Annotated in this window: 15 protein-coding genes; 2 read left to right on the top strand and 13 right to left on the bottom strand. The window is 71.5% G+C overall.

Annotation, left to right across the window (positions count from 1 at the left end; genetic code table 11):
• Nucleotides 1-2: 2 nt before the first annotated feature.
• The 13 genes from nirD to AC2YHB_RS24780 form a co-directional block, all read right to left on the bottom strand.
• Entirely contained in the window at nt 3-392 is a 390-nt protein-coding gene (gene nirD / locus AC2YHB_RS24720; protein WP_487354778.1) for a nitrite reductase small subunit NirD, read from the bottom strand.
• Complete coding sequence (nirB, locus tag AC2YHB_RS24725) at nt 389-2,971, bottom strand: nitrite reductase large subunit NirB (RefSeq protein WP_487354779.1); 2,583 nt, start codon at nt 2,969-2,971, stop codon at nt 389-391. Before nirB ends, nirD begins: the two co-directional genes overlap by 4 nt.
• A 3-nt stretch (nt 2,972-2,974) precedes the next feature.
• A complete protein-coding gene (locus AC2YHB_RS24730; protein ID WP_487354780.1) occupies nt 2,975-4,522 on the bottom strand; it encodes an FAD-dependent oxidoreductase in 1,548 nt (515 codons plus the stop codon).
• Between the two features lie 124 nt (nt 4,523-4,646).
• The gene (locus AC2YHB_RS24735) at nt 4,647-6,734 is read right to left on the bottom strand and encodes a molybdopterin oxidoreductase family protein (protein ID WP_487354781.1); all 2,088 of its coding nucleotides are present in this window, start codon (nt 6,732-6,734) and stop codon (nt 4,647-4,649) included.
• A 102-nt stretch (nt 6,735-6,836) separates the two neighbouring features.
• Nucleotides 6,837-8,420 (bottom strand): MFS transporter, encoded by a 1,584-nt coding sequence (locus tag AC2YHB_RS24740; protein ID WP_487354782.1) that lies wholly within the window; start codon nt 8,418-8,420, stop codon nt 6,837-6,839.
• Between the two features lie 292 nt (nt 8,421-8,712).
• Entirely contained in the window at nt 8,713-10,062 is a 1,350-nt protein-coding gene (locus AC2YHB_RS24745; RefSeq protein WP_487354783.1) for an HNH endonuclease, read from the bottom strand.
• Nucleotides 10,063-10,177: 115 nt separating this feature from the next.
• Nucleotides 10,178-10,669, bottom strand: coding sequence for a DUF6924 domain-containing protein (locus AC2YHB_RS24750; protein WP_036543518.1), 492 nt, complete (start codon nt 10,667-10,669; stop codon nt 10,178-10,180).
• A gap of 46 nt (nt 10,670-10,715) precedes the next feature.
• Complete coding sequence (locus AC2YHB_RS24755) at nt 10,716-11,261, bottom strand: GNAT family N-acetyltransferase (RefSeq protein WP_487354784.1); 546 nt, start codon at nt 11,259-11,261, stop codon at nt 10,716-10,718.
• Nucleotides 11,258-13,261 carry a penicillin acylase family protein gene (locus AC2YHB_RS24760; protein WP_487354785.1) on the bottom strand — a complete coding sequence of 668 codons (2,004 nt, stop codon included), beginning with the start codon at nt 13,259-13,261 and terminating at the stop codon, nt 11,258-11,260. The genes AC2YHB_RS24755 and AC2YHB_RS24760 overlap by 4 nt, the downstream gene beginning before the upstream one ends.
• On the bottom strand, nt 13,258-15,648 hold the full coding sequence (locus AC2YHB_RS24765) for a GNAT family N-acetyltransferase (protein WP_487354786.1): 2,391 nt from the start codon (nt 15,646-15,648) through the stop codon (nt 13,258-13,260). Before AC2YHB_RS24765 ends, AC2YHB_RS24760 begins: the two co-directional genes overlap by 4 nt.
• The gene (locus AC2YHB_RS24770; protein WP_487354787.1) at nt 15,645-16,955 is read right to left on the bottom strand and encodes a lysine N(6)-hydroxylase/L-ornithine N(5)-oxygenase family protein; all 1,311 of its coding nucleotides are present in this window, start codon (nt 16,953-16,955) and stop codon (nt 15,645-15,647) included. The genes AC2YHB_RS24765 and AC2YHB_RS24770 overlap by 4 nt, the downstream gene beginning before the upstream one ends.
• A complete protein-coding gene (locus AC2YHB_RS24775) occupies nt 16,952-18,430 on the bottom strand; it encodes a pyridoxal phosphate-dependent decarboxylase family protein (protein ID WP_487354788.1) in 1,479 nt (492 codons plus the stop codon). The genes AC2YHB_RS24770 and AC2YHB_RS24775 overlap by 4 nt, the downstream gene beginning before the upstream one ends.
• 108 nt (nt 18,431-18,538) lie before the next feature.
• Nucleotides 18,539-20,017, bottom strand: a complete 1,479-nt coding sequence (locus AC2YHB_RS24780; RefSeq protein WP_487354789.1) for an alkaline phosphatase PhoX — start codon at nt 20,015-20,017, stop codon at nt 18,539-18,541.
• Between the two features lie 259 nt (nt 20,018-20,276).
• On the opposite strand from AC2YHB_RS24780, the gene AC2YHB_RS24785 reads away from it, so the two are divergent.
• Both AC2YHB_RS24785 and AC2YHB_RS24790 read left to right on the top strand, forming a co-directional pair.
• Nucleotides 20,277-20,663 (top strand): DUF485 domain-containing protein, encoded by a 387-nt coding sequence (locus AC2YHB_RS24785; RefSeq protein WP_308645544.1) that lies wholly within the window; start codon nt 20,277-20,279, stop codon nt 20,661-20,663.
• Complete coding sequence (locus AC2YHB_RS24790) at nt 20,660-22,300, top strand: solute symporter family protein (RefSeq protein WP_487354790.1); 1,641 nt, start codon at nt 20,660-20,662, stop codon at nt 22,298-22,300. The genes AC2YHB_RS24785 and AC2YHB_RS24790 overlap by 4 nt, the downstream gene beginning before the upstream one ends.
• Nucleotides 22,301-22,459 lie beyond the last annotated feature (159 nt).

The following is a 22,459-nucleotide window of genomic DNA, read 5'->3' on the forward strand; positions in this document are numbered from 1 at the left end:
CGTCACAGTGTCTCGCGTCGGGCGCCGACGAGCACCACCCCGTCGGCGACGCGGACGTCCCAGGTCGGTACGACGACCGCCGGATCGTCGATGCAGGCGCCCGTGCGGAGGTCGAACGGCTGCTTCAGCAGGGGGCTGGCCACGAAGGGCACCTGCTCCTCCGCATCGCCGGTGCGGACCGTCTTCGTGCCCACGATCCCGCGGGAGAGGACGGAGGCGCGGCCGAACGGGTCGAAGTTCGAGAGCGCGAACACCTGGTCGTCGTACGTCCGGAAGACGGCGACGGCCTCGCCGTCGACGAGCGCGGTGACGCCCGACTCGGGCCGGATCTGCTCGAGGCGGCAGACCGCGGTCTCCATCGCGGTCGCGTCCTGCTCGGCGGTGTGCGTCATCGGGGGCCTCCCACCGGGATCGTGGCGCCGAGCGAGACCGGCCCGTCGTTGTTGGCGGCCTGGATCTGGCCGCGCTCCTCGCGGAAGGTGATGTTGGGGTCGGGCGTGCCGGGCGCGTTGACGAAGGACACGAAGCGGGCGAGCTTCTCCGGGTCCTCGATCGTGGCCTTCCACTCGTCGAAGTAGGAGTCGACGTGGCGGGCCATGGCGGCCTCCAGCTCGGCGCCGAGGCCGAGGCTGTCGTCGACGACGACCTCGCGGATCCGGTCCAGCCCGCCGATGGCGTCCATCCAGTACGACGTGCGCTGGAGCCGGTCGGCGGTGCGGATGTAGTACATGAGGAACCGGTCGAGGTAGCGGATCAGCTCCTCGCGGGACAGGTCGCCGGCCAGCAGCTGCGCGTGGGCCGGGATGGCGCCGCCGTTGCCGCAGACATAGAGGTTCCAGCCCTTCTCGGTGGCGATGATGCCGAAGTCCTTGGACCGCGCCTCCGCGCACTCGCGGGCGCAGCCCGAGACGCCGCCCTTGAGCTTGTGGGGCGAACGCAGGCCGCGGTAGCGCAGCTCCAGCTCGATCGCCATGCCGACGGAGTCCTGCACCCCGTAGCGGCACCAGGTGGAGCCGACGCAGGACTTCACCGTGCGCAGCGACTTGCCGTAGGCGTGCCCGGACTCCATGCCGGCGTCGACGAGCCTCTTCCAGATCGCCGGCAGGTCCTCCATGCGGGCGCCGAAGAGGTCGATCCGCTGGCCGCCGGTGATCTTGGTGTAGAGGCCGAACTCCTTGGCGACCTGGCCGATCACGATCAGCTTGTCGGGCGTGATCTCGCCGCCGGGGATGCGTGGGACGACCGAGTAGGTGCCGTTCTTCTGCAGGTTGGCGAGATAGGCGTCGTTGGTGTCCTGCAGCGTCGCGTTGGCGCCGTCGAGCACGTGGTGGTTGAGCAGGCTGGCGAGGATCGAGGCGACCGCGGGCTTGCAGATGTCGCAGCCGCGACCCCTGCCGTGGCCCTCGATGATGTCGTCGAAGCGGTTGTAGCCGTGGACGGCGACCACCTCGAAGAGCTCCTGCCGGGTCATCGCGAAGTGCTCGCACAGCGACTTGTCGACGACCTTGCCGGTCGCGGCGAAGTGGTCCTCGACGATCTTCTTCACGACCGTCTTGCACGACCCACAGGTCGAGCCGGCCTTCGTGCACTTGGTGACGCAGCCCGCGTCGGTGCAGGGGCCCCCGTCGTTGAGGGTCGCACCGTCGGAGACGGCCGCCTTGATCTCGGCCTTGGTGACGTCGTTGCAGGAGCAGACCTGCGCCTCGTCCGGCAGCCCGAGCTCGACGCCGCCGCCACGCCCGGCCGGGAGGATCAGCTCCTCCGGGTTGGCCGGCAGCTCCATGCCACTGCCGACCATCGGCCGCAGCACGCCGTACGCCGACGCGTCGCCGACCAGGATGCCGCCGAGCAGCTCGAAGCCGCCCTTGTCGTTCTCCTTGACGACGAGCTTCTTGTAGATGCCCGCCACCGCGTCGGCGAAGACCAGCTCCAGGCAGTCGTCGGTGCTGCCGAAGGCGTCGCCGAAGGACGCCACGTCGACACCGAGCAGCTTGAGCTTGGTGGACATGTCGGCGCCGGTGAACGCACCCGCCTCGCCACCGAGCAGCGTGTCGACGACGACCTCGGCCATCGTGTAGCCGGGCGCGACCAGGCCGTACATCCGGCCGCCCGGGGCGGCGCACTCGCCGATCGCCCAGATGTTCTCGTCCGAGCTGCGGCACTGCTCGTCGACCAGGACGCCGCCGCGCTCGGCGATGTCGAGGCCGGCCTCGCGGGCGATCGCGTCACGGGGGCGGATGCCCGCGGAGAAGACGACGATGTCGAGGGGCAGCGTGTCCTCGTCCTTGAACTTGATGCCGCTGACCTTCCCGTCGGCGTCCCCGTCGATCAGCTCGGTCAGCACGCCGGTGTGCACGGTGAGGCCGAGCTCCTCGACGTGCCGCTTGAGGGTCGCGCCGCCGGCGTCGTCGACCTGCACGGCCATCAGCCGCGGCGCCATCTCGACCACGTGGGTCGCGACGCCCAGCTGGTGCAGCGCGTTCGCGGCCTCCAGGCCGAGCAGGCCGCCCCCGATCACCGCACCGGCCCGCGCGCCCCTCGACGCCTCGCGGATCGCCTCGAGGTCCTCGATGGTGCGGTAGACGAAGACGTTGTCGAGGTCCTTGCCGGGCACCGGCGGCACGAAGGGCGCCGCACCCGTCGCGAGGACCAGCTCGTCGTAGCGGACCGTGTCGCCGTCGGCGAGGGTCACGACCTGCGCGTCCCGGTCGATGTGGGTGACCTCGGCCTCGAGCAGCAGCCTGACTCGCGGGTCGTCGTACACGCCCTCGGGGAGGAAGGAGAGCGCCTCCGCGCCCACCTCGAAGAAGGAGGTCAGGGCGACGCGGTCGTACGCCGGGCGCGGCTCCTCGCCGAGCACCACGATGTCGTGGGTCTCGGTCAGCCCGCGCTCGATCGCGGCCTGGACGAAGCGGTGGCCGACCATGCCGTGGCCGACCACGACGAGTTGCTTGCGGAGGTGAGGAGCCATGGTTCAGGCACCTTTCGTGGCGAGGGCGGGGTCACTGCTGCGGCTCTGCAGGAGCTGGCGGACGGTGCTGGCGCAGCCACCGCATCCGGTGGTCGCGCGGGTGGTGTCGCGGACCTGCTCGTACGACGAGCAGCCGCGGATCCGGCCGGCGGTGACGCCGGCGCAGGCGCACACCTCGGCGTCGTCGGGGAGGGTGAGCGCGGCGCTGCGCTCCTCCCCGGTGCGCTCCGGCATGAGGAGGTTCCCGGGCTCGCGCGGCCCGAGGACCGTCTGCCGGTCGAAGTGCTGGGTGATCAGGCCGACGCGCGAGAGGTCGCCGACCAGGGTGGCGGCCACGATCCGGCCGTCGCGGACGACGAGGCGGCGGTGCGAGCCGGAGATCGGGTTGGAGACCTCGACGACCTCGCCGCCGGTGGCGATCTCCCGCTCGGCGTCACCCAGGACGGCGACGTCGAGGTCGGTGGCCCGCAGACGGGCGACGATGCGGGCGCCGTCGTACGTCACGGGCTCGTCGCAGAGGATGCCCGCCAGGACCCCGGCCTGCTCCCATGCCGGCGGGACGAAGCCCGTCGTGCGACCACCGTGCTCGACGCAGTCGCCGAGGGCGTGGATGCTCGGGTCGGTGACACTGGCGAGCCGGTCGTCCACGACGATGCCGCGACGGACCTCGAGGCCGGCGCCGCGGGCCAGCGCCGTCGACGGGCGACCGCCGGCGGTGAGGACCAACAGGTCGGTGTCGAGGGTGAAGCCGTTGTCGAGGCGCAGCGAGACCCGGCCGGGGTTGCGCGGCAGCGGGTCGAGGACGCGGACCCGTCCCCGGCCCAGCGGACCGTCCTCCGAGTCGAGCCGGATCGCCCGCGAGCCGGTGTAGACCGCGACGCCGAGCTTCTTCAGGTCGCGGGCGAGGATGCGCCCCGCGGCGGTGTCGATCTGCTGGTGGAGCACGTGCTCGGCACCCTCGACGATCTCCGTGTCGAGGCCGCGGGCGCCCAGCGCACGGGCGACCTGCAGGCCGAGCAGGCCGCCACCGACGACCACCGCGCGCCGGTTGACCGGACGGCCGTCCTCGTCGGTCGCGGTGATCGCCTCGAGCAGCCGCTCGCAGTCGGCCAGGCTGCGGAACGCGTGCACCGCGTCGTGGAGCGAGCCGTCCATGCGGACCAGGCCGCGGATCGGCGGGAGCGTGGGGATGCTGCCCGTGGCGAGCACCAGGACGTCGTACTCGATGAGGGTGCCGTCGACGAGCATCACGTCGCGGTGGTCGCGGTCGACCCCCAGCACGCGGGCGCCGAGACGGAGGTCGATGCCGTGCTCGTCGTACCACTCGGGCGAGCGGAGCGTGAGCGCCTCGGCGCGGTGCGTGCCCTCGAGGACGGCGGACAGCAGGATCCGGTTGTACGGCGCCACGGGCTCGTCGCCGAGGACGGTGATCGCGTACAGCTCGGTGGCCCGGCGGGCCACCAGCTCCTCGACGAGCCGGGTCGCGGCCATGCCGGAGCCGACGACGACGAGCCGCCTCAGCGGCCGGTCGGGGCGGTGGCTCTCGGTCATGTGTCCATGATGCTGGCCGGAGATTTCACGTCCCGCGCCCGTGATGGACCCCGAGGTCAACTAGTCCTCACGGCCTCACCGTCCTCACGGCATCACGCCGTCGGGGCGGTCACGGGGGCGTTGATCAGACGAGGACCTCGGCCGCGCAGACCTTGAACTCCGGCATCCGGCTCGACGGGTCGAGGGCGTCGTTGGTGAGCCGGTTGGCGCCGACCCAGTGGAAGGGCACGAAGATCGTGTCGGGTCGGATGGTGGTGACGACCCGCGCCGGCGCCTTCATCTCGCCGCGCCGGGTGCGGACCAGGACGGGATCGCCGTCGTGCGCGCCGATCCGGTCGGCGAGCATCGGGTGGATCTCGACGAACGCGCCCTCGTCGGTGAGCCCCTTGATCCGGCGGGTCTGCGCGCCGGACTGGTACTGCGCCAGCACGCGGCCCGTCGTCAGGTGCACCGGGTACGACTCGTCGGGTTGCTCGGCCGCGCCGGCGAACTCCTGCACCAGGAAGCGTGCCCGGCCGTCCGGGGTCGGGAAGGACTCGGTGAACATCCGCGGCGTGCCGGGGTGGGGCGCGGCGTCGCCATCGGTCGCCGGGCAGGGCCAGAAGACGCCCTTCTCCTCGGCGATCCGCGCGTAGGTGATGCCGGAGTAGTCGGCCTTGCCGCCGGCCGACGCGCGACCGAGCTCCTCGAAGATCTCCTCCGGGTCGGTCGAGAAGTCGATGGGGGCGCCGAGGCGCGAGGCGAGGCCGGCGATGACGTCGAGGTCGCTGCGTACCCCGGCCGGCGGCGTGATCGCGCGCCGGCGCAGGATGACGCGACCCTCGAGGTTGGTCATGGTCCCGCTCTCCTCGGCCCACTGCGTGATCGGCAGGACGACGTCGGCGAGCGCGGCGGTCTCGGACATCACGATGTCGCAGACGACCAGCAGGTCGAGGGACTCCAGTCGCTGGGTGACGTGGGTGGCGTGCGGCGCGGACACCACGATGTTGGAGCCGAAGACGAGCAGCGCCCTCGGGCCACCGCCGTCGCCGAGCGACTCGAGCAACTCGTAGGCGGACCTCCCCTTGCCGGGGAGGGTGTCCGGGTCCACGCCCCAGACACCGGCCACGTGCGCACGCGCCGCGGGGTCGTCGATCATCCGGTAGCCCGGCAGCTGGTCGGCCTTCTGGCCGTGCTCGCGGCCGCCCTGGCCGTTGCCCTGGCCGGTGAGGCAGCCGTAGCCGGACGACGGCTTGCCGGGCATGCCCAGCGCGAGCGCCACGTTGAGCCAGCCGAGCACGGTCGCGGTGCCCTGGGCGTGCTGCTCGGCACCGCGCGCGGTCAGCACGATCACCTTCTCGTTGCCGGCGAGCAGGTCGACCAGCGCCCGCAGCTCGTCGGTCGCCACCCCGGTGGTGCGCTCGACGCGCTCGGGCCACCAGGCGGCCACCGAGCGGCGGACCTCGTCGAAGCCGGTGGTGCGGCGGGCGACGTACTCCTCGTCGACGGCGCCCTGCGCGTCCAGCAGGTGCAGGACGCCGAGGGCGAGGGCCAGGTCCGTGCCGGGCACCGGCTGCAGGAAGAGGTCGGCGCGCTCGGCGGTCGAGGTGAGCCGCGGGTCGATGACGACGACCTTGCCGCCGCGCTCGCGGAGGCGGTCGAGGTGGCGGGCGGCCGGCGGCATCGTCTCGGCCAGGTTGGAGCCCACGAGCACGACCACGTCGGCCTGCTCGATGTCCACGAGTGGGAAGGGCAGCCCGCGGTCGACGCCGAAGGCCTGGTTGCCGGCGCTCGCGGCCGAGCTCATGCACCAGCGGCCGTTGTAGTCGATCTGGCTGGTGCCGAGCGCGACCCGGGCGAACTTGCCGAGCTGGTAGGACTTCTCGTTCGTCAGGCCGCCGCCGCCGAAGACCGCGACCGCGTCGTTGCCGTGCTCGGCCTGCAGGACCGCGAGCCGGCGGGCGATGTGGTCGAGGGCCTCGTCCCACTCGGCGGCGCGGAGCTCGCCGGTGGCGCGGTCGCGGACCATCGGGGTGGTCAGCCGCTCCCGGCTGCCGCGCAGCTCCCCGGACGTCCAGCCCTTGCGGCACATCGCGCCCTCGTTGACCGGGAACTCCTCCCAGGCACCGATCTCGATGCCCGCGCGACCCTTCCGGGAGATCGCCATGCCGCACTGCAGGCTGCAGTAGGGGCAGTGCGTCTTCACGGGGCTGCGGTCGGCGGTCTCGGTCATGTCGTCCCTTCCAGTTCTCGGGCCGTTCGTGGCTCCGGTTCAACTACCGAATTCGTCGCGGACCTGGCGGTCTCGCGACGAATCCGGTAGTTGCGCGGCGACTCAGACCCCGACGTACCCGGTGTCCGCCTTGGCGCCGGAGCGCTTGCGGAGGTAGACGGTGAAGGTCACGAGGGCGCAGACCACGTAGAACACCGTGAAGATGGTGAAGGCGCTCTTGGTGGCGTCGAGCGGCGCGGTCACCCACGGGCTGTTGAACGTGATCGGGATCAGGAAGCCGCCCAGCGCACCCACCGCGCCGATGATGCCGACCGCGGCGGACGACTTCTTCGTGGCGTCGAGGACGGCGAGCTCACGCTCGGGGGTGCCCTCACCGGTCGCGACGACGGCGTCCTTGCGGAAGATCGCCGGGATCATCTTGTACGTCGAGCCGTTGCCGATGCCGGTGCAGGCGAAGACGAACAGGAAGATGCCGAGGAAGAGCGGGAAGATGTCGGCGTTGGACTCGACCGCGGCCCGCACGGCGTCGGGGTACTGGAAGGCGGCCGGGTCGGCGGCGATCTCCGCGAGCTTGGCCTTGTCCGGCGGCGGCGGGAGCTCCTGCAGCTGGCTCAGCGTGAAGAGGATGCCGAGCGTGCCGACGACCAGGCCCGAGAAGGCGAGCAGCGTGACCCGGGCACCGCCGAAGCGGTCGGCCAGGTAGCCACCGAGCGGACGGGCGACCGAGCCGACGAGGGCACCGAGGAACGCGTAGAAGGCGAAGTTGATGCCGATGCCCTCGACCGCCGGGACCGGCTGGCGCCAGAAGTTCAGCTTGATGAGCAGGGGCATCGCGGCGGAGTAGCCGATGAACGAGCCGAAGGTGCCGATGTAGAGGAACGACATGACCCACGTGTGCTTGTGCTTCAGCACGCTCAGCTGCTGCTTGGTGTCGGTCTTGGCGTTGGACAGGTTGTCCATGAAGAAGAACGCGGCGAGCACCGCGATGACCGCGAGGCCGGCGTACACCCAGGCAGCGCGCTCGAGGTGGATGCCACCCTGCGAGGCCTTCACCAGGCCGAAGATGCCGGCGCCGCCGACGATCACGGGCAGGAAGAACTGGATGATCGCGACACCCAGGTTGCCGCCCGCGGCGTTGAGGCCGAGCGCGGCGCCCTTGAGGCGCGCCGGGTAGAAGAAGTTGATGTTGGCCATCGAGCTGGCGAAGTTGCCGCCGCCGAAGCCGGCGGTCGCCGCGATCACGCAGAAGGTCCAGTACGGCGTGTCCGGCTGCGTCACGAAGTAGGCGAACGACAGGGTCGGGATCAGCAGCAGGGCCGCGCTGACCATCGTCCAGTTGCGACCGCCGAACTTGCCGACCGCCAGCGTGTAGGGCACCCGAATCAGCGCGCCGACGAGGTTCGGGATGGCGATGAGGAAGAAGAGCTGCTGCGGCGTGAAGGTGAACCCCTGCGCGACCAGGAACGCCGACGAGACGCTCCAGATCAGCCACACCGAGAACCCGAGGTGCTCGGCGAAGATCGACCAGATCAGGTTGCGCTTGGCGATCGGCGCGCCCGTCTTCTCCCAGAACTCGGGATCCTCGGGGCGCCAGTCCTCGATCCACCGCCCGGATCGGTGGGCCTTGGTCGGACTCGGCGCGGTGACGACGGACTCGTCCGGGCCGTTGTTGGTGGTCAGTGTCATTCTCGGGCTCCTGGCGTTACCCGGTCGTCGAGGAGCTTGCGCAGCAAGCGTCACGAGACGCGGGGATGTCGGATGGTGGACCCGATCCTGTGCGCCCCTCGTTTCGCCCCATCGTGTTGCGAGATCTCATTGCGTCAACTCGATCTCACGGGCTCACGCACCTCACAGGCTCACCTCCGGTGCGTTCCGTGTCGGCGGTCATCCGGACCTCACTGCGAACGTGGAGGCCGAGCACCGGCAAGTGGATCGACTCCAGGACATCGGCACCGTGGACCTGCTGTTGCGGAGCTGATCAGGCGATGAGCTGGTAGCGGCCGGGGCCGGTCTGGACGTAGCGGGGTTCTCGCCAGCCGGGTGGGGCGGGCGGGGTGGCGGTGTAGCGGTGGCCGGTCGGGGTGATCGTCTCGACCTGGTGACGGTCGACGGGGTGCCCGACCTGGTGTTGTCGCCAGCCGGGGGCTTGTTTGGCGTGGTTGCACGCCTGACAGAGGCCTTGGCCGTCGTCGACGGTGGTGTTGCCGCCGTCGGCGACGGGGGTGATGTGGTCGTTATGCCGGATGGGTGCGTCGCAGAAGGGGGTGGCGCAGATCCCGGCCCCGCGCAGGGCGAGGAACTCACCCATCGCCTTGGTGTGAAACCGGTTGCGGGTGCTCATCGCGACCAGCCGGCCCAAGCGGTTGCGGTACAGGCACCGGAACCAGTTGATCACCTCGCTGTCAGCCGGCTGGTCGATGGCCTGGGCGAGGAGGTTGCGGGCGACCTCGACCGGCACCACCTCGGCCGGTACGCCGTCCGCGGAGACCTCCGCAGGGGCGTGGCCACCGGCCAGGGACTCGTCGGAGATCACCACGTCGACCGTGACCGGCACGGCCGGCGCTGCCTCGGGGGTGCCGATGTCGGCGACCCCGGTGATCCGGGCGACGAGCAGGTCGCTCATCAGCTGACCGAGGGACCTGGGGTCGCCGGCGGCACGGGCCGCCTCAGCGGCCTTGCGGAGCGCGGCGTAGGCCGCGACCCCTTGGGCGACCGGGACCAGCGCGGTCAGGTAGGTCATCGTGTCCGGCGCCGGCCGGACCGTGACGTTGCGGTCGCTGGCGGCCTTGCGGGCCCGGCGAGCGACCGCAGCGGGGTCGAGCTCGGCCACGAGCCGGCGGATCCGGCCGATCAGTTCCCGGGTCCCGACCCCGGCGAGGGCGGCAGGGTCGGCGCAGGTCTCCTCGTCGGCGAACATCCGTAGCTCAAGCGGCAGGCAGGCGGTCTCGCGGGCCAGCAGCATCGCGCGGAACTCGGACAGGGAGCCGTCGCGGAGCCGGGCCAGGGTGTGCGGCATCTCGGCGTGAAGGACCTTCGCCAGACCGAGCAGGACCTGCCCGCGGTGGGGTGACTCGCGGCGGGCCAGGGCGATCTCGGAGGCGACACCGCGGCCCTGGCGGGCCGCCCGGACACCGGCCGCTGCCTCGTCGGCGCGGCGGCGGGCGTCGTACACCACCGACACCTCGGCCTGCACCGCAGCCGCGGCCGACTTCAACACCTCCAACGCCGCGACCACGTCGACCTGCGCAGCAGGGTGCTCCGGGCAGGCACTACCGGTGATCCGGTCAACGAAGGATCGGACCTCCTCCGCCGTGAGCTGCGCTGCCATACCCATATGATACTCGAACGCATGTTCGAACGCCACGCTGTCCACAACCGACTTCCTGGGGACGCGCGCATGCCCATCGGCACTAGCCGGGGGAGACGGCCGAGCAGATCGTCACCTATCCGTCGAAGACCTCGTCACCAGTGGTGAACTCGTCGAAGAACAGATTGCCGGTGCTCAGATTGGCGTGGACGGTCGCCACGCTGGTGGCCAGGCACCGGAAAGTCTGACCGGGGATCCTGGCGAGGTCGACGATCTCGACTGATGCGAGTCCGCCGTCGCCTGCCGCCTCCGCGACGCTGCGGGTGTCGACGAGGATCGCGTAGCCCCGCATACCTGCCGCTTCAGATAGCTCCGCCGCGTCGACCAGGTCGGCGGCCGTGATGCCTGCGAAGGCCGGGTCGTCAATCACGTCGAGCGGGACCGAGTAGCCCGGGTCGAAGTCGTCCGGGTCGTTGTCGATCGGACTGCTGAAATCGACAGGCGTTGAGACGGCCTTCGCAAGACGCCGCCAGGCCTTCGGGTCGCTGAAGTCCACCCGGATCAGGGGGAGGCGTTCTCTAGGCAATGCGGCCTCGAGAACAGTGGTGAGTCCATCGATGCCAGGCACAGACCGGACCTTCTCATGCCGACCGGTCGCCCGTCCCGGCTCTTCCTCAACTGCGCGGGCTCCTCCCAACCAGCGCCAGCGCCCGGTCCCGGTCGAGAAAGAAGAACTGCGCCGGCTTCTCCGAGATCGACGTCCGGAGGTCCACCAGCGGACCGCGCTCCGCGCCCAGCCGCTCCATCAGCGCGATGGAGGCGTGGTTGCGCGCGTCGGGCTCGAAGACGATCCGCCGGCAGCCGGGGAGGTGGGCGACGAAGTCGAGCCCGGCGGCGAGGACCTCCGCCGTACGGCCGCTCCGGCGCTCGTCGTCCGCGAGCAGCAGGTGGACGCCCACGTCACCCTCACGGCGGTCGTAGAACCCGCCGATCTCGTCGACCTGCGGGTCGTAGGTCTGGAACAGGCCGACGGGCACGTCGTCGAGGACGAGGAGGTACGCCGCGAGGTGCTCCTGCTCCTGGATGTAGGTGTAGATGTCCTCGACCTCGGCCCGGCCCAGCCCGACCATGTTCCAGAAGGAGGCGCGCTCGGCACTCACCCAGCCGGTGAGCAGGGCGGCATCGGCCGCGGGCTCCACGGGTCGTACGACGACGGTCAACGGTCCTCCAGGGGGATGGTGCGGCCGGCGGCCCATGCCGCCTGCTGGTCGTGGTGGTGGGGCGAGGCCGGGTCGCCGGACGCGCCGAGCGGCACGACCCAGCGTGAGTCGCCCGCGAGGTCCCACACGAAGCGGGCGACCGGGCCGTGCACGCAGGCGCCGGTGCCGCCGAGCGCCCGCGTCGCCAGGACGCAGTCGTCGTCGCCCGCGACGGGCGGCCACGGCGGGGCGTGGCCGTCGGGAGCCGCGAGGCCGAACTGCTGCGCCGCTGTCAGTGGTACGACGACGTGCGCGCTCCCCCACGGCGCGGGCTCGGGCGCGTGGGCGACGATCTCGAGCGCGTCGGCGACGGCCTGAAGCGGGTCGACACCGAAGGCCTTCTGCGCGCTGAGCAGCGTCGGGAGCGCCAGCCGGAGCCGGCCGCGGAGGTCGAACCAGGGGGCGTAGAGCTCGCCGAACGGCGAGGCGTCGACCCCGGCGAGGGCGGGCGCGGTCGCGTAGGCCTCGACGACCGCGGCCCGGACCGTGGCGAAGAGGGCGGCCTCGACGCTGTCGACGGCCATCCGGCGGTCCCAGGCGAGCAGCCGGTCGCGCAGAACCGTTGCCGGCGGGGACAGGTCGACCAGGGTGGCGGCGAGGTCGAGCAGCGCCTCCCCCGCGACCTGCCGGTCGTCGGCCAACGCACCGCCGAGCGCCTCCGGCGTGACCGGGCCGGCAGCGACCAGCCCGTCGACGACCTCGGTCAGCCGGTGTGCCCGGTGCGGGGGCGCGAAGTCGTCGCCGATCCGCGCGAAGTCGTCGGTGGCGCGGTCGTTGGCGGTGACCAGCACCTCGCCGGTCCGGCGGGGCAGGTCCTCGACCCAGCCGGTCCACGTTCCGTCCGCACCGCGCGTGGGCACGCGGCCGACGACGCGGTGCTCGATGCCGGCCACGTCGGCGACGAGGAGGTTGTCGACCGGGCCCACCCAGTGGGCGAACGCCGCGGCGACATCCGTGGCGGACCTCGAGCGCAGCAGGGGAAGGAGGGTGTCGAAGCCGAGATTCCCCAGCACCGACGAGGGATTGCGCAGGCTGAAGGTGTCGGGCCGCCCCGGCCCGCCGGTCACCACGGGACCGCGCTCGGTGACGAGGACCTCGACCGGCACGGCGTCGTACACGTCCTCGGCGCTGCGGACCCGGACCACCTCGAACCGGCGCGCGACCGGCTCCCAGCCGGTGGCGCCGCGCGCGATGACGGCGCCGCGGTGGCGGACCAGCTCCTCGGCGTACACGTCCTCGTCGTCGGCGACCGCGTTGGTGACGCCCCACGCGACGGAACCGGCGTGGCCGAAGTGCTGGACGCCGGGGACGCCCGCGAACGTCAGGCCCGCGACGTCGAAGGGGTCGTCGGGGTCGGTGCAGGTGAGCCGGACCTGGGCGTAGCAGCCGGGGGCCTCGATGACCCGGTGCGGGTCGCCGGCGACGATCGGCAGCCCGCTCGCCGTGAGGGAGCCCGCCACGGCGACGGCGTTGCTGCCGCCGGGCAGGCCCTCGGTGCGCAACAGGTCGAGCGCCTCGGCGGCGTCGTCGCCGAGGACGGACGCGACGTGGTGCTGCCAGAGCTTGCCGGGGAAGCGGGAGAAGAGCAGGTGCTGCACGGCGAAGACGGCGAGCGGCGTCCAGCGCTGCCAGGGTCTCGTGACGGTCACTGCGCGACCTCCTCGACCACCGACGACGTCGTTGACGCCGTCGACGTACGCGTCGACGAAGGCCCGGCTCTCCGGCGCCAGCGCCGCGTGCGCGCGACGGGCCACGTCGACCAGCAGCGCCCGCCGGGCCAGCACGTCCCACTCCCGGGCCGAGGCACCGAAGAGCTCCGCGCAGGTCCCCTCGGCACGACGCCGCTCCACCTCGAGCTGCCACGACCGGTCCTGCGCGGTGGCGCGCCCCTGCTCCCGGGCGACCTCGAGGACAGAGGCCCCGGTGACGTGCGGGATGCCCCACGCATCCCGGGTGATCACGGCGCCACGGGACTGACCGGGTTCGCCAGGGTCCCGGCGAAGATCAGCGACTCGGCCTGGTCGGCGATGTCGACCATCTGCAACGTGTTGCGCAGCTGCAGCCGGTTGAGGCAGCTGTGGCGGAACCGCTCGCGGAGCAGGTCGTAGCGCGCGGCGGCCTCCGCCAGCTCGGGGTGGTCGGCCGCGTGCTGCTCGATGGTCTGCCGGGCGATCGCCCAGAACTCGTCCTCGGGCAGGATCCCGTCCTCGTCGAGGATCGCGGCGACGTGGCGCAGCACCCCGTCCAGGACGTCGGTGTGGATCGCCAGCGCCTTGACGTCGTCGGGGAAGCTGCCACGGACCCGCTCCGCCTCCTCCGGCAGGTCCAGCTCACCCATCACCGCGATCTCCTCGCCGATGTCCTTCATGAAGGCGCCCACCGGCACGTGGTCGCGCAGCCGCAGCAGGAGGTTCTCGCCGTGGGGCATGAAGGCGAGGTCGTAGGCGTACAGGCAGTGCACGAGCGGGCGCAGGTAGGCGCGCAGGTACGCCGCCACCCACGTCGCCGCGTCGACCGGCGAGGCCTTGATCCACGCGGTCACCAGCGCGTCGCCGTCGGCGTCGCGGTGCAGCAGCGCGGCCATGGTGGTGAGCTGCTCCCCTGCCGGAGTCCGCGGCACGGGGCTCTCCCGCCACAGCGCCGCGATCATCTTCCGGTAGGGGGAGGTGCCGGCCAGCCGGTGGAAGGCGTCGCCCGTGTAGCCGATCGCCGCCAGCTCGCGCAGCACCTCGAAGCCGCACGCCTGCAGCTCCTCGTCGGCGTGCACGAGCGAGGCGACCCAGTCGTTGATCGCCGGCGTCGCCTCCATGTACTTCGGCGAGAGGCCCCGCACGAAGCCCATGTTCTGGATCGCGAGCGCCGTCTTCACGTAGTGCCGTTCGGGCCGACTGGCGTTGAAGAAGGTGCGGATCGACTGCTGCGGTCGGTGCTCGTCGTCGCCCTCGCCGAGGTGGACGAGGTCGCGGCGCGCGACGTCCGGCGCGAAGGTGATCGCCAGCTTGTTGCGCCACTGCCACGGGTGCACCGGCAGCAACAGATAGTCGTCGGCCGCCAGGCCCAGCGCTCCGAGCCGCGCGCGGAAGCGGTCGCGGACGCCGGGGGCCAGCTCGGCGTCGTACAGGGCCTGCTCGGTCTGGTCCGCACCCAGCGACAGGTGCGTGAGGCTGCGCCGCGCAGCGACCCAGTGCAGGCGCACGGCGGCGCCGGTCTCGGGTGCGAACGCGGTGTAGTCGTCGAGCCCGAAGCCGATCCGCCCGTTGTTGGCGACGAAGGCCGGGTGGCCCTCGGTCATCGCCGACTCGATCTCCTGGTAGTCCGCGTCGACCAGCTCGGCGACCGGCACCGCCCGGTGGCGCAGCTTCCACGTCGTCGACGCCAGCGTCGAGGCGATCTCCTCGAGATAGGTCGGCAGCAGGGAGTCCGGGATGCCCAGCACCGGCGCCAGCTCGGCGACCAGCTCCTGCGCGTCGGGCTCGCGCGGCTCGCCGTCGACGGTCCGCTCGACCGAGTGCGCGTCGATGACCCAGTGCTCGAGCCTCTTCACCCGCGCCGCGAACGTGTACGACGACCGGTCGGTCTCCACCCGCCAGCGTCCCGGTCGCCCCGGCTCGGCGACCGGCGCGATCATCCGCTCGTGGCTGAACTCGGACAGTGCCTTGGCCACCAGGTGCCGCTGGGCGCGCGCCATCAGGTCGGGGGTCAGGTGCTCGCTGGACGGTAGTCCCTGACGAAAAGCACCGAAATCGGCCCCCGGACGGTGCTTTTCGTCCGGGACTACCGCGCCGGGCGGGTCGGGGAGGCGGACGAGCTCCGGGGCGTTCCAGTCCGCCCGCGGGCAGACCGAGAGCATGGCCGTCTTGCCGGGCAGCGGGATCTCGCGGAGCTCGGTGAAGCCGGCGGCGAGGTTCTTGGCGCGGATGGCGTGGTTGCGGACGTCGGGCTCGACGACGACCCGCTCGACGGCGGGGTCGGCGAAGCAGAAGGCCATCACCGCGTCGAAGACCGCCGTCGTCAGGCCGGGGACGGGCGCGCCCTCGGGCGGTGCGACGAGCACGTGCATGCCGAGGTCGCCCGGCCGCAGCTCGGGCAGATCACCCATCCCCGTGGCGCGCGCCGGGTCGTAGGTCTCCACCAGGAAGGTGGGTCGTCCGCCGATCCGGCCGAGGAAGGCGTCGTGGTGGGGGTCGGCGGCGATGGCGGCGTACTCGGTGCGGACGTCGTCGAGCGATGCGTCCTGCATCATCCAGAACGCCGAGCGCGGGTGGGTGACCCAGGCGTGGAGGAGCCCGACGTCGCGCGACAGGTCGAGCGGCTCGATCGTGATCCGGGACGTCAGGGAGCGGCTCATCGGGCGACCTCCTGACGGAACCTGTCCGGCACCCCGAAGGTCTGCACCGCGATCCGCTTCTCGACGGGGTAGACCTCACGACCGAGCATCGCCGCGATGATCACCGAGTTGCGGTGCGCCCCCATCCCGAGGTCGGGTGCGAGCAGCGAGTGGGTGTGCTCCTCGGCGTTCTGGACGAAGACCTCGCCACCGGCGACGTCGACGGAGTAGTCGTCGGCGACGTCGTAGCGACCGCGTGCGTCGCGGCGGATCCGGTGCTCGATCCGGTCCAGGAACCCCGGGACGGTCGGGCCGTAGCCGGTCGCGAGCACCAGTCCACCGGTCGACAGGGAGAAGGCCTCGCCGGTCTCGGTGTGCAGCAGGTCCAGCTCGGACCCGCCCTCCACGGGTCGCGCCGCGCGCACCTCGGTGTTGGTGAGCAGCGTCGTCCGCGGCCCGTCGCCGGTGACCCGCTGCTGGTAGTGCAGGTCGAAGATCGCGTCGACCAGGTCGGCGCTGATCCCCTTGAAGAGGTGGCGCTGGTCGCGGGCCAGCCGGTCGCGGGTCTCCATCGGCAGCGCGCGGTGGTAGGCGCCGTACTCCGGGGAGGTCATCTCGAGGGTGAGCTTGGTGTACTCCATCGGGAAGAAGCGCGGGCTGCGCGTCAGCCACACCAGCTCGTAGCCGTGCTCGGGCGCGGCAGCGAGCAGGTCGAGGTAGATCTCCGCCGCACTCTGGCCGCTGCCGACCACCGTGATCCGCTCCTGGGCCTGCAGCGCCTCGCGGTGGGCGAGGTAGTCGGCGGAGTGGGTGACGCCGGGCCGGCCCACGACCGGACGCAGCGACTCGGGGACGCGCGGCGACGTGCCGACGCCCAGGACGAGCCGCCGGGCCCGGAACGTCTCCCCCGCCCCCGTGCTGACCGTGTACGCCGCCCCGTCGTGCTCGACCGCCGTCACGGGCTGGCCGAAGTGGATGCCGGGCAACGACTCGGCCGCCCAGCGGCAGTAGTCGTCGTACTCGCGGCGCAGGGGGTAGAAGCTCTCACGGATGTAGAACGGGTAGAGGTGGCCGGCCTGCTTGAGGTAGTTGAGGAAGGACCACCGCGACGTCGGGTCGGCCATGGTGACCAGGTCGGCGAGGAAGGGCACCTGGAGGGTCGCGTCGTCGAGCAGCATCCCCGGATGCCAGTCGAAGCGGTCGCGGGCCTCGAGGAAGACGCCGTCGAGCCCCGGTGACTCGGCGGTGCCGCGCAGCGGGTCGGTCAGGCAGGCCAGGCCCAGGTTGAACGGGCCGAGCCCGATCGCCACGAAGTCGTGCGTGATCACCGCGCCACCCCCACGCCGGTGGTCGGGGAGGTCGTGCAGCGACCGTCACGGGACGCGATCCGCTCGCCGAAGGCCCGCACCGTGTCGAGGATCCCGACGATGTCGTCGGCGCTCGCCATCGGGTTGAGCAGCGTCAGCTTGAGGTACTGCACGCCGTCGACCCGGGTGGCCGCGACCATCGCGGTGCCGCTCGCGTAGAGCTCGGCGCGGATCGTCGTGTTCAGCGCGCCGAGCGCCGCGTCGTCCAGCCCGCCTCCGGCCGGCACGTAGCGGAAGACAAGGGTGCTCAGCTCCGGCGCCGCCGCGAACTCGAGGTCCGCGGCGCCGGCCAGCCGCTCGTGGACCTCGCCGGCGAGGTCGATCACCGCGTCGACGTACTGCCCGACGAGGTCGGGGCCCATCGTGCGCAGGGTGAGCCAGAGCTTCAGCGCATCGAAGCGCCGGGTGGTCTGCAGGCTCTTGTCGACCTGGTTGGGCGTGGTCGCCTCGCGCGGGTTGAGGTAGTCGGCGTGCCAGGTCGCCGGGCGCAGGGTGGCCCGGTCGCGCACGATGATCGCGCTCGACGACACCGGCTGGAAGAAGGTCTTGTGGAAGTCGATCGTCACCGAGTCGGCCCGGTCGATCCCCTCGAGCCGCGAGCGCCGGGTGGGCGAGACGAGCAGCCCGCCGCCGTACGCCGCGTCCACGTGGAGCCACGCGTCGTAGGCCCGGGCGAGGTCGGCGATCGCCGGCAGCGGGTCGACCGCGCCGAAGTCCGTCGTCCCGGCGGTGGCGACGATCGCCATCGGGCGCAGGCCGAGCGCGGTGCAGGCGGCCAGTGAGCGCTCGAGCGCGGCCGGGTCCATCCGGTGCCGCTCGTCGGTCGGCACGCTGACCACCGACTCGTCGCCGAGGCCGAGCAGCCGGGCGGACTTCTGCACCGAGAAGTGGCTCTCGGCAGACGCGAGGATCCGCAGCCGCTCGGCCGGGACCCGCTCGTGGCGACCGCGGGCCAGCAGCAGGCCCTGCAGGTTGGACTGGCTGCCACCGCTGGTGAAGACGCCGTCGGCGTCGGCCCCGAAACCGATCCGCTCGGCGGTCCAGTCGACCAGCCGCCGCTCGATGAACGTGCCGCCGACGCTCTGGTCGAAGGTGTCGAGGGAGCTGTTGACGGAGGCCACGAAGAGCTCCGCCAGCAGGGCCGGTACGACGACCGGGCAGTTCAGGTGGGCGGCGTACCGCTTCTCGTGGAACCAGACCGCGTCGTTCAGCCACAGGTCGGACATCTCGGCGAGGACGGCGTCGACGCCGGCGAGCGGGCGGTCGAGGTCGACGGCCGCGACCCGCGCCGACGCCTCGTCGGGCTGGAGCCCGGTCGCGGGACCGCTGACGCCCTTGAGGTGGGCGAGCAGGTGGTCGAGGCCGGTGCCGATCGCCGCGGCGTAGTGGTCGGCGTGGTCGGGGTGGAACACGTGGTGCAACGGAAGCTGTGACACGGGAAGGCTCTCCTCCGAGATCAGGTAAGGCTTACCTAATCATTTCGGAGGAGAGCCTGTCACCCCGGCCCGGAGTGCAGCAGGTCACACCCCGCCGGCCCGTCGGCCTCAGCCCAGGTACTTCTCCCACGGACCCGTGATCGCGAAGGTCAGGCCCGGGGTCTGCATGTTCACGAAGAGCACCTTGCCGTCGTCGGAGAACGTCGGGCCGGTGAACTCCGAGTCGTTGAGCTGGTTGCGGGCGATCGCCTGCGTCGGGCCGTACGGCGTCGCGGACAGCACGTGCGAGGCGCCCACGCCGTCCTCGGCGAGCACGAGCGAGCCCCACGGGGTGACCGTGACGTTGTCCGGGCCGTCGAAGGTGAGGTCGTCGTACCTCGCGGCCGCGCCGGAGGCGCCGGTCTTCTGGTGCGGGAAGTAGGCGACGAGCTGGATGGTCTCCTTCTTGTAGTTGTAGAACCAGACCATGCCGTCGTGCGGCACCGCGTCGGCCGGCAGGTCGCCGTCGGAGAACGCGAAGGAGTTCACGACGTACGCACCCTCGTCGGTGCCCCACACGCCCTCGAACTTCTTGCCGCGCGTGACCTCGCCGTCGGCGAACTGCTTGCGCACCGAGGTGGTCGTCGCGTCGCGGTCGGGGACCTCCTTCCAGCGCACCGGGAAGGGCAGGCCGAGCTGGGCCGAGGTCAGGTAGGCGACGTCGGGGAGCACGGAGCCGTCGGGCATCAGGATCTGCATCGCGGCGAGGACGCCGTCGGTGTCGCCGAGCCGGTCGGCGAGGTTCGCGCCCATCTCGAAGCCCTCGGGCGCGGTCCAGCGGTAGAACAGGCCGTTCGGGCCCGAGGCGTCCTCGGAGAGGAAGACGTGCTTGCGGGCCCGGTCGATCGCGAGCGCCTCGTGGGCGTAGCGGCCGAACGCCTTGATCGGCTTGGGGTTGTGGCGGCCGTCGTGGAAGACCTCGAAGACGTAGCCGTGGTTCTTGGCGTAGGTGCCGCTCTTGCCGTTGCCGCTCCACGCCTTCCCGGCGCGGTCCTCGGTCTCCTCGCAGGTGAGCCACGTGCCCCAGGGGGTCGGGCCGCCCGCGCAGTTGGTCGAGGTGCCGGAGATGCCGACGAACTCGCCGAGGTTGTTGCCGCGGCTGTCGGTGCTGATGACGGTGCAGCCACCGGCGTCGATCGCGCCCTCGTCGTACACGGTGCCTGCGACGTGCGGGACGCCGAGCGGCGAGCCGGCCTTGAGCTCGTGGTTCTGGATGAGGCGGTACCGGCCGCGACCGGTCGTGAACACGGCCGTGCCGTCGTGCGCGTTCGGGGTCAGCTGGCCCTCGTCGAGCTTCGAGACGCCGGCGCGGGTCACGACCGCGTAGGAGAAGCCGGCGGGCAGCGCGAGGAGGCCGTCCGGGTCGTCCTGCAGCGGCGGGAAGGGCACGATGCCCTGGCCCTTGGCCTTGCCGTTCGGCTTCGCGGTGTCGTTGCCCGGGCTGCTCTGGGCGAGGGAGGGCATGGCGCCGGTGACGGCGAAGCCGACGCCCGCGGCAGCGGCGGCGCCGCCGGCGATCACGGAGCGGCGGGAAGAGGGAGAAGACATGCTCGGGGGTCCTTCCGGGAGGAGTGTGCGTCCAACCGGCTCAGCCAACAGCCCTTCCGCGACGAGCAGCCGACCACGGGGTGAACGTCCGGCGGACCCTCGCCGGAGCGCCGTTCGTCGCGTCCCACCGACCGTTCATCGACAACCCGTCCCCACTCGGCGCAGCGCCGGACCGCACCCCTGCCGACGTGACCGCGGTCACTCCTAGCGTCGGAGGAGTCCGTGATCGCGGTCACACCGCACGACCGAGGAGGAACCCGTGTCATCCGACCTCTCACCCCACGACCCGCATGTGGTCGCGGCACGCCACGACCCCGTGTACGACGACCTGCACGCCTCGGCCGAGTTCGCCGAGCTGAAGCGGCGCTACCGGGGCTTCGCGTTCCCTGCCACCGCGGCCTTCCTGGTCTGGTACCTCACCTACGTCGTGCTCTCGATGTGGGCGGGCGGCTTCATGAGCAAGCAGGTCGTGGGCAACATCAACGTCGCCCTCGTGCTCGGCCTCCTCCAGTTCGCGACGACCTTCGTCATCGCGTGGCTCTACAGCAACTACTCCACCAAGCGGCTCGACCCGCTCGCCCGCGAGCTCGACGAGCGCTTCGTCTCGCTCTCCAAGGGCGCGCCGGGCGGGAAGGACCTCCGATGAACAACCAGGCCCTCACCGCGGGACTCTTCCTCGCCGTCGTCGCGCTGACGCTCTTCATCACGATCCGCGCCAGCCGCAACTCCAGCGGCACCTCCGACTTCTACGCCGGCGGCCGCTCGTTCTCCGGCTTCCAGAACGGCCTCGCCATCGGCGGTGACTACATGTCCGCCGCGTCCTTCCTCGGCATCTCCGGCGCCATCGCGCTGGCCGGGTACGACGGCTTCCTCTACTCGATCGGCTTCCTCGTCGCCTGGCTGGTGGCCCTCCTGCTCGTGGCGGAGATGCTGCGCAACTCGGGCAAGTTCACGATGGCCGACCAGCTGGCGTACCGGATGAAGCAACGTCCGGTGCGGACCGCGGCAGCGACCTCTACCGTCGTGGTCTCGATCTTCTACCTGCTCGCCCAGATGGTCGGCGCCGGCAGCCTCGTCGTCCTGCTCCTCGGCATCGACAAGACCAACACGCTCGCGATCAGCGCCGTCATCGCCGGTGTCGGCGCGCTGATGATCGTCTACGTCACGGTCGGTGGCATGAAGGGCACCACCTGGGTGCAGATCGTCAAGGCCGTCCTGCTGATGACCGGCTCCGCGCTGATCGTCGTCCTCGTGCTGGCGAAGTTCGACTTCAACCTCTCCGAGCTGCTCGGCGCGGCCCAGGCCAACTCGGGCAAGGAGGGCTTCCTCGAGCCCGGCCTGAAGTACGGCGCCGACCTCACCCACAAGCTCGACTTCCTCAGCCTCGGCCTGGCCCTCGTGCTCGGCACCGCCGGCCTGCCGCACATCCTGGTCCGCTTCTACACGGTGCCGACCTCCCGCGACGCCCGGAAGTCGGTGCTCTGGGCGATCGGCCTGATCGGCGTCTTCTACCTGTTCACGCTGGTCCTCGGCTTCGGTGCGGCCGCGCTCCTCAAGACCGGAGCCGGCAGCGACGTCGCCAACAGCGAGGGCAACCTGGCCTCGCCGCTGCTCGCCGAGGCGGTCGGCGGTGGCGCCGACTCGACCGGCGGCGCGGTCCTGCTGGCCCTGATCTCCGCGGTCGCCTTCGCGACCATCCTGGCCGTCGTCGCCGGCCTGACCCTGACGTCCTCGACGTCGGTGGCGCACGACATCTACAACTCGGTCATCCGCAAGGGCCAGGCGACCGAGGCGGAGGAGATCAAGGTGACCCGGTACGCCGCCGCCGGACTGGGCATCGTCGCGATCCTGCTGGCCATCCCGGCCCGCAACCTCAACATCGCCTTCCTCGTGGCGCTGGCCTTCGCGGTCGCGGCCTCGGCCAACCTGCCGTCGATCGTCTACAACATGTTCTGGCGGCGCTTCAACACCCGTGGCGCCACGTGGAGCATCTACGGCGGCCTGATCTCCGCCATCACGCTGGTGTTCTTCTCGCCGGTCGTCTCCGGCAAGACCGCCGTCAACGCCGACGGTGACGTCATCAGCAAGGCGCTCTTCTCGCTGGGCGTCGACTTCCACTGGTTCCCGCTGGAGAACCCCGGCCTGATCTCGATCCCGCTGGGCTTCTTCTTCGGCTGGCTCGGGACGGTCACGTCCAAGGAGCCGTCGGCCGAGGAGCGGTTCACCGAGCTCGAGGTCCGTGCGCTCACCGGCGCGGGCGCCGAGCAGGCCGTCCAGCACTGATGGATCTCCGGAGGCCGGGACGGGTGGGAATCCCGTCCCGGCCTCTGGCACGAGCAACCCCGATGCAACCCCTGGTGACCACACTTCCCGTGGGTCCTAATGTGACCTGTGGCACCCCTTTCGATCAGGAGACAACCGTGAGCGACCAGTCGACAGCCG

Source organism: Nocardioides sp. SRI_004 (assembly GCF_057586415.1).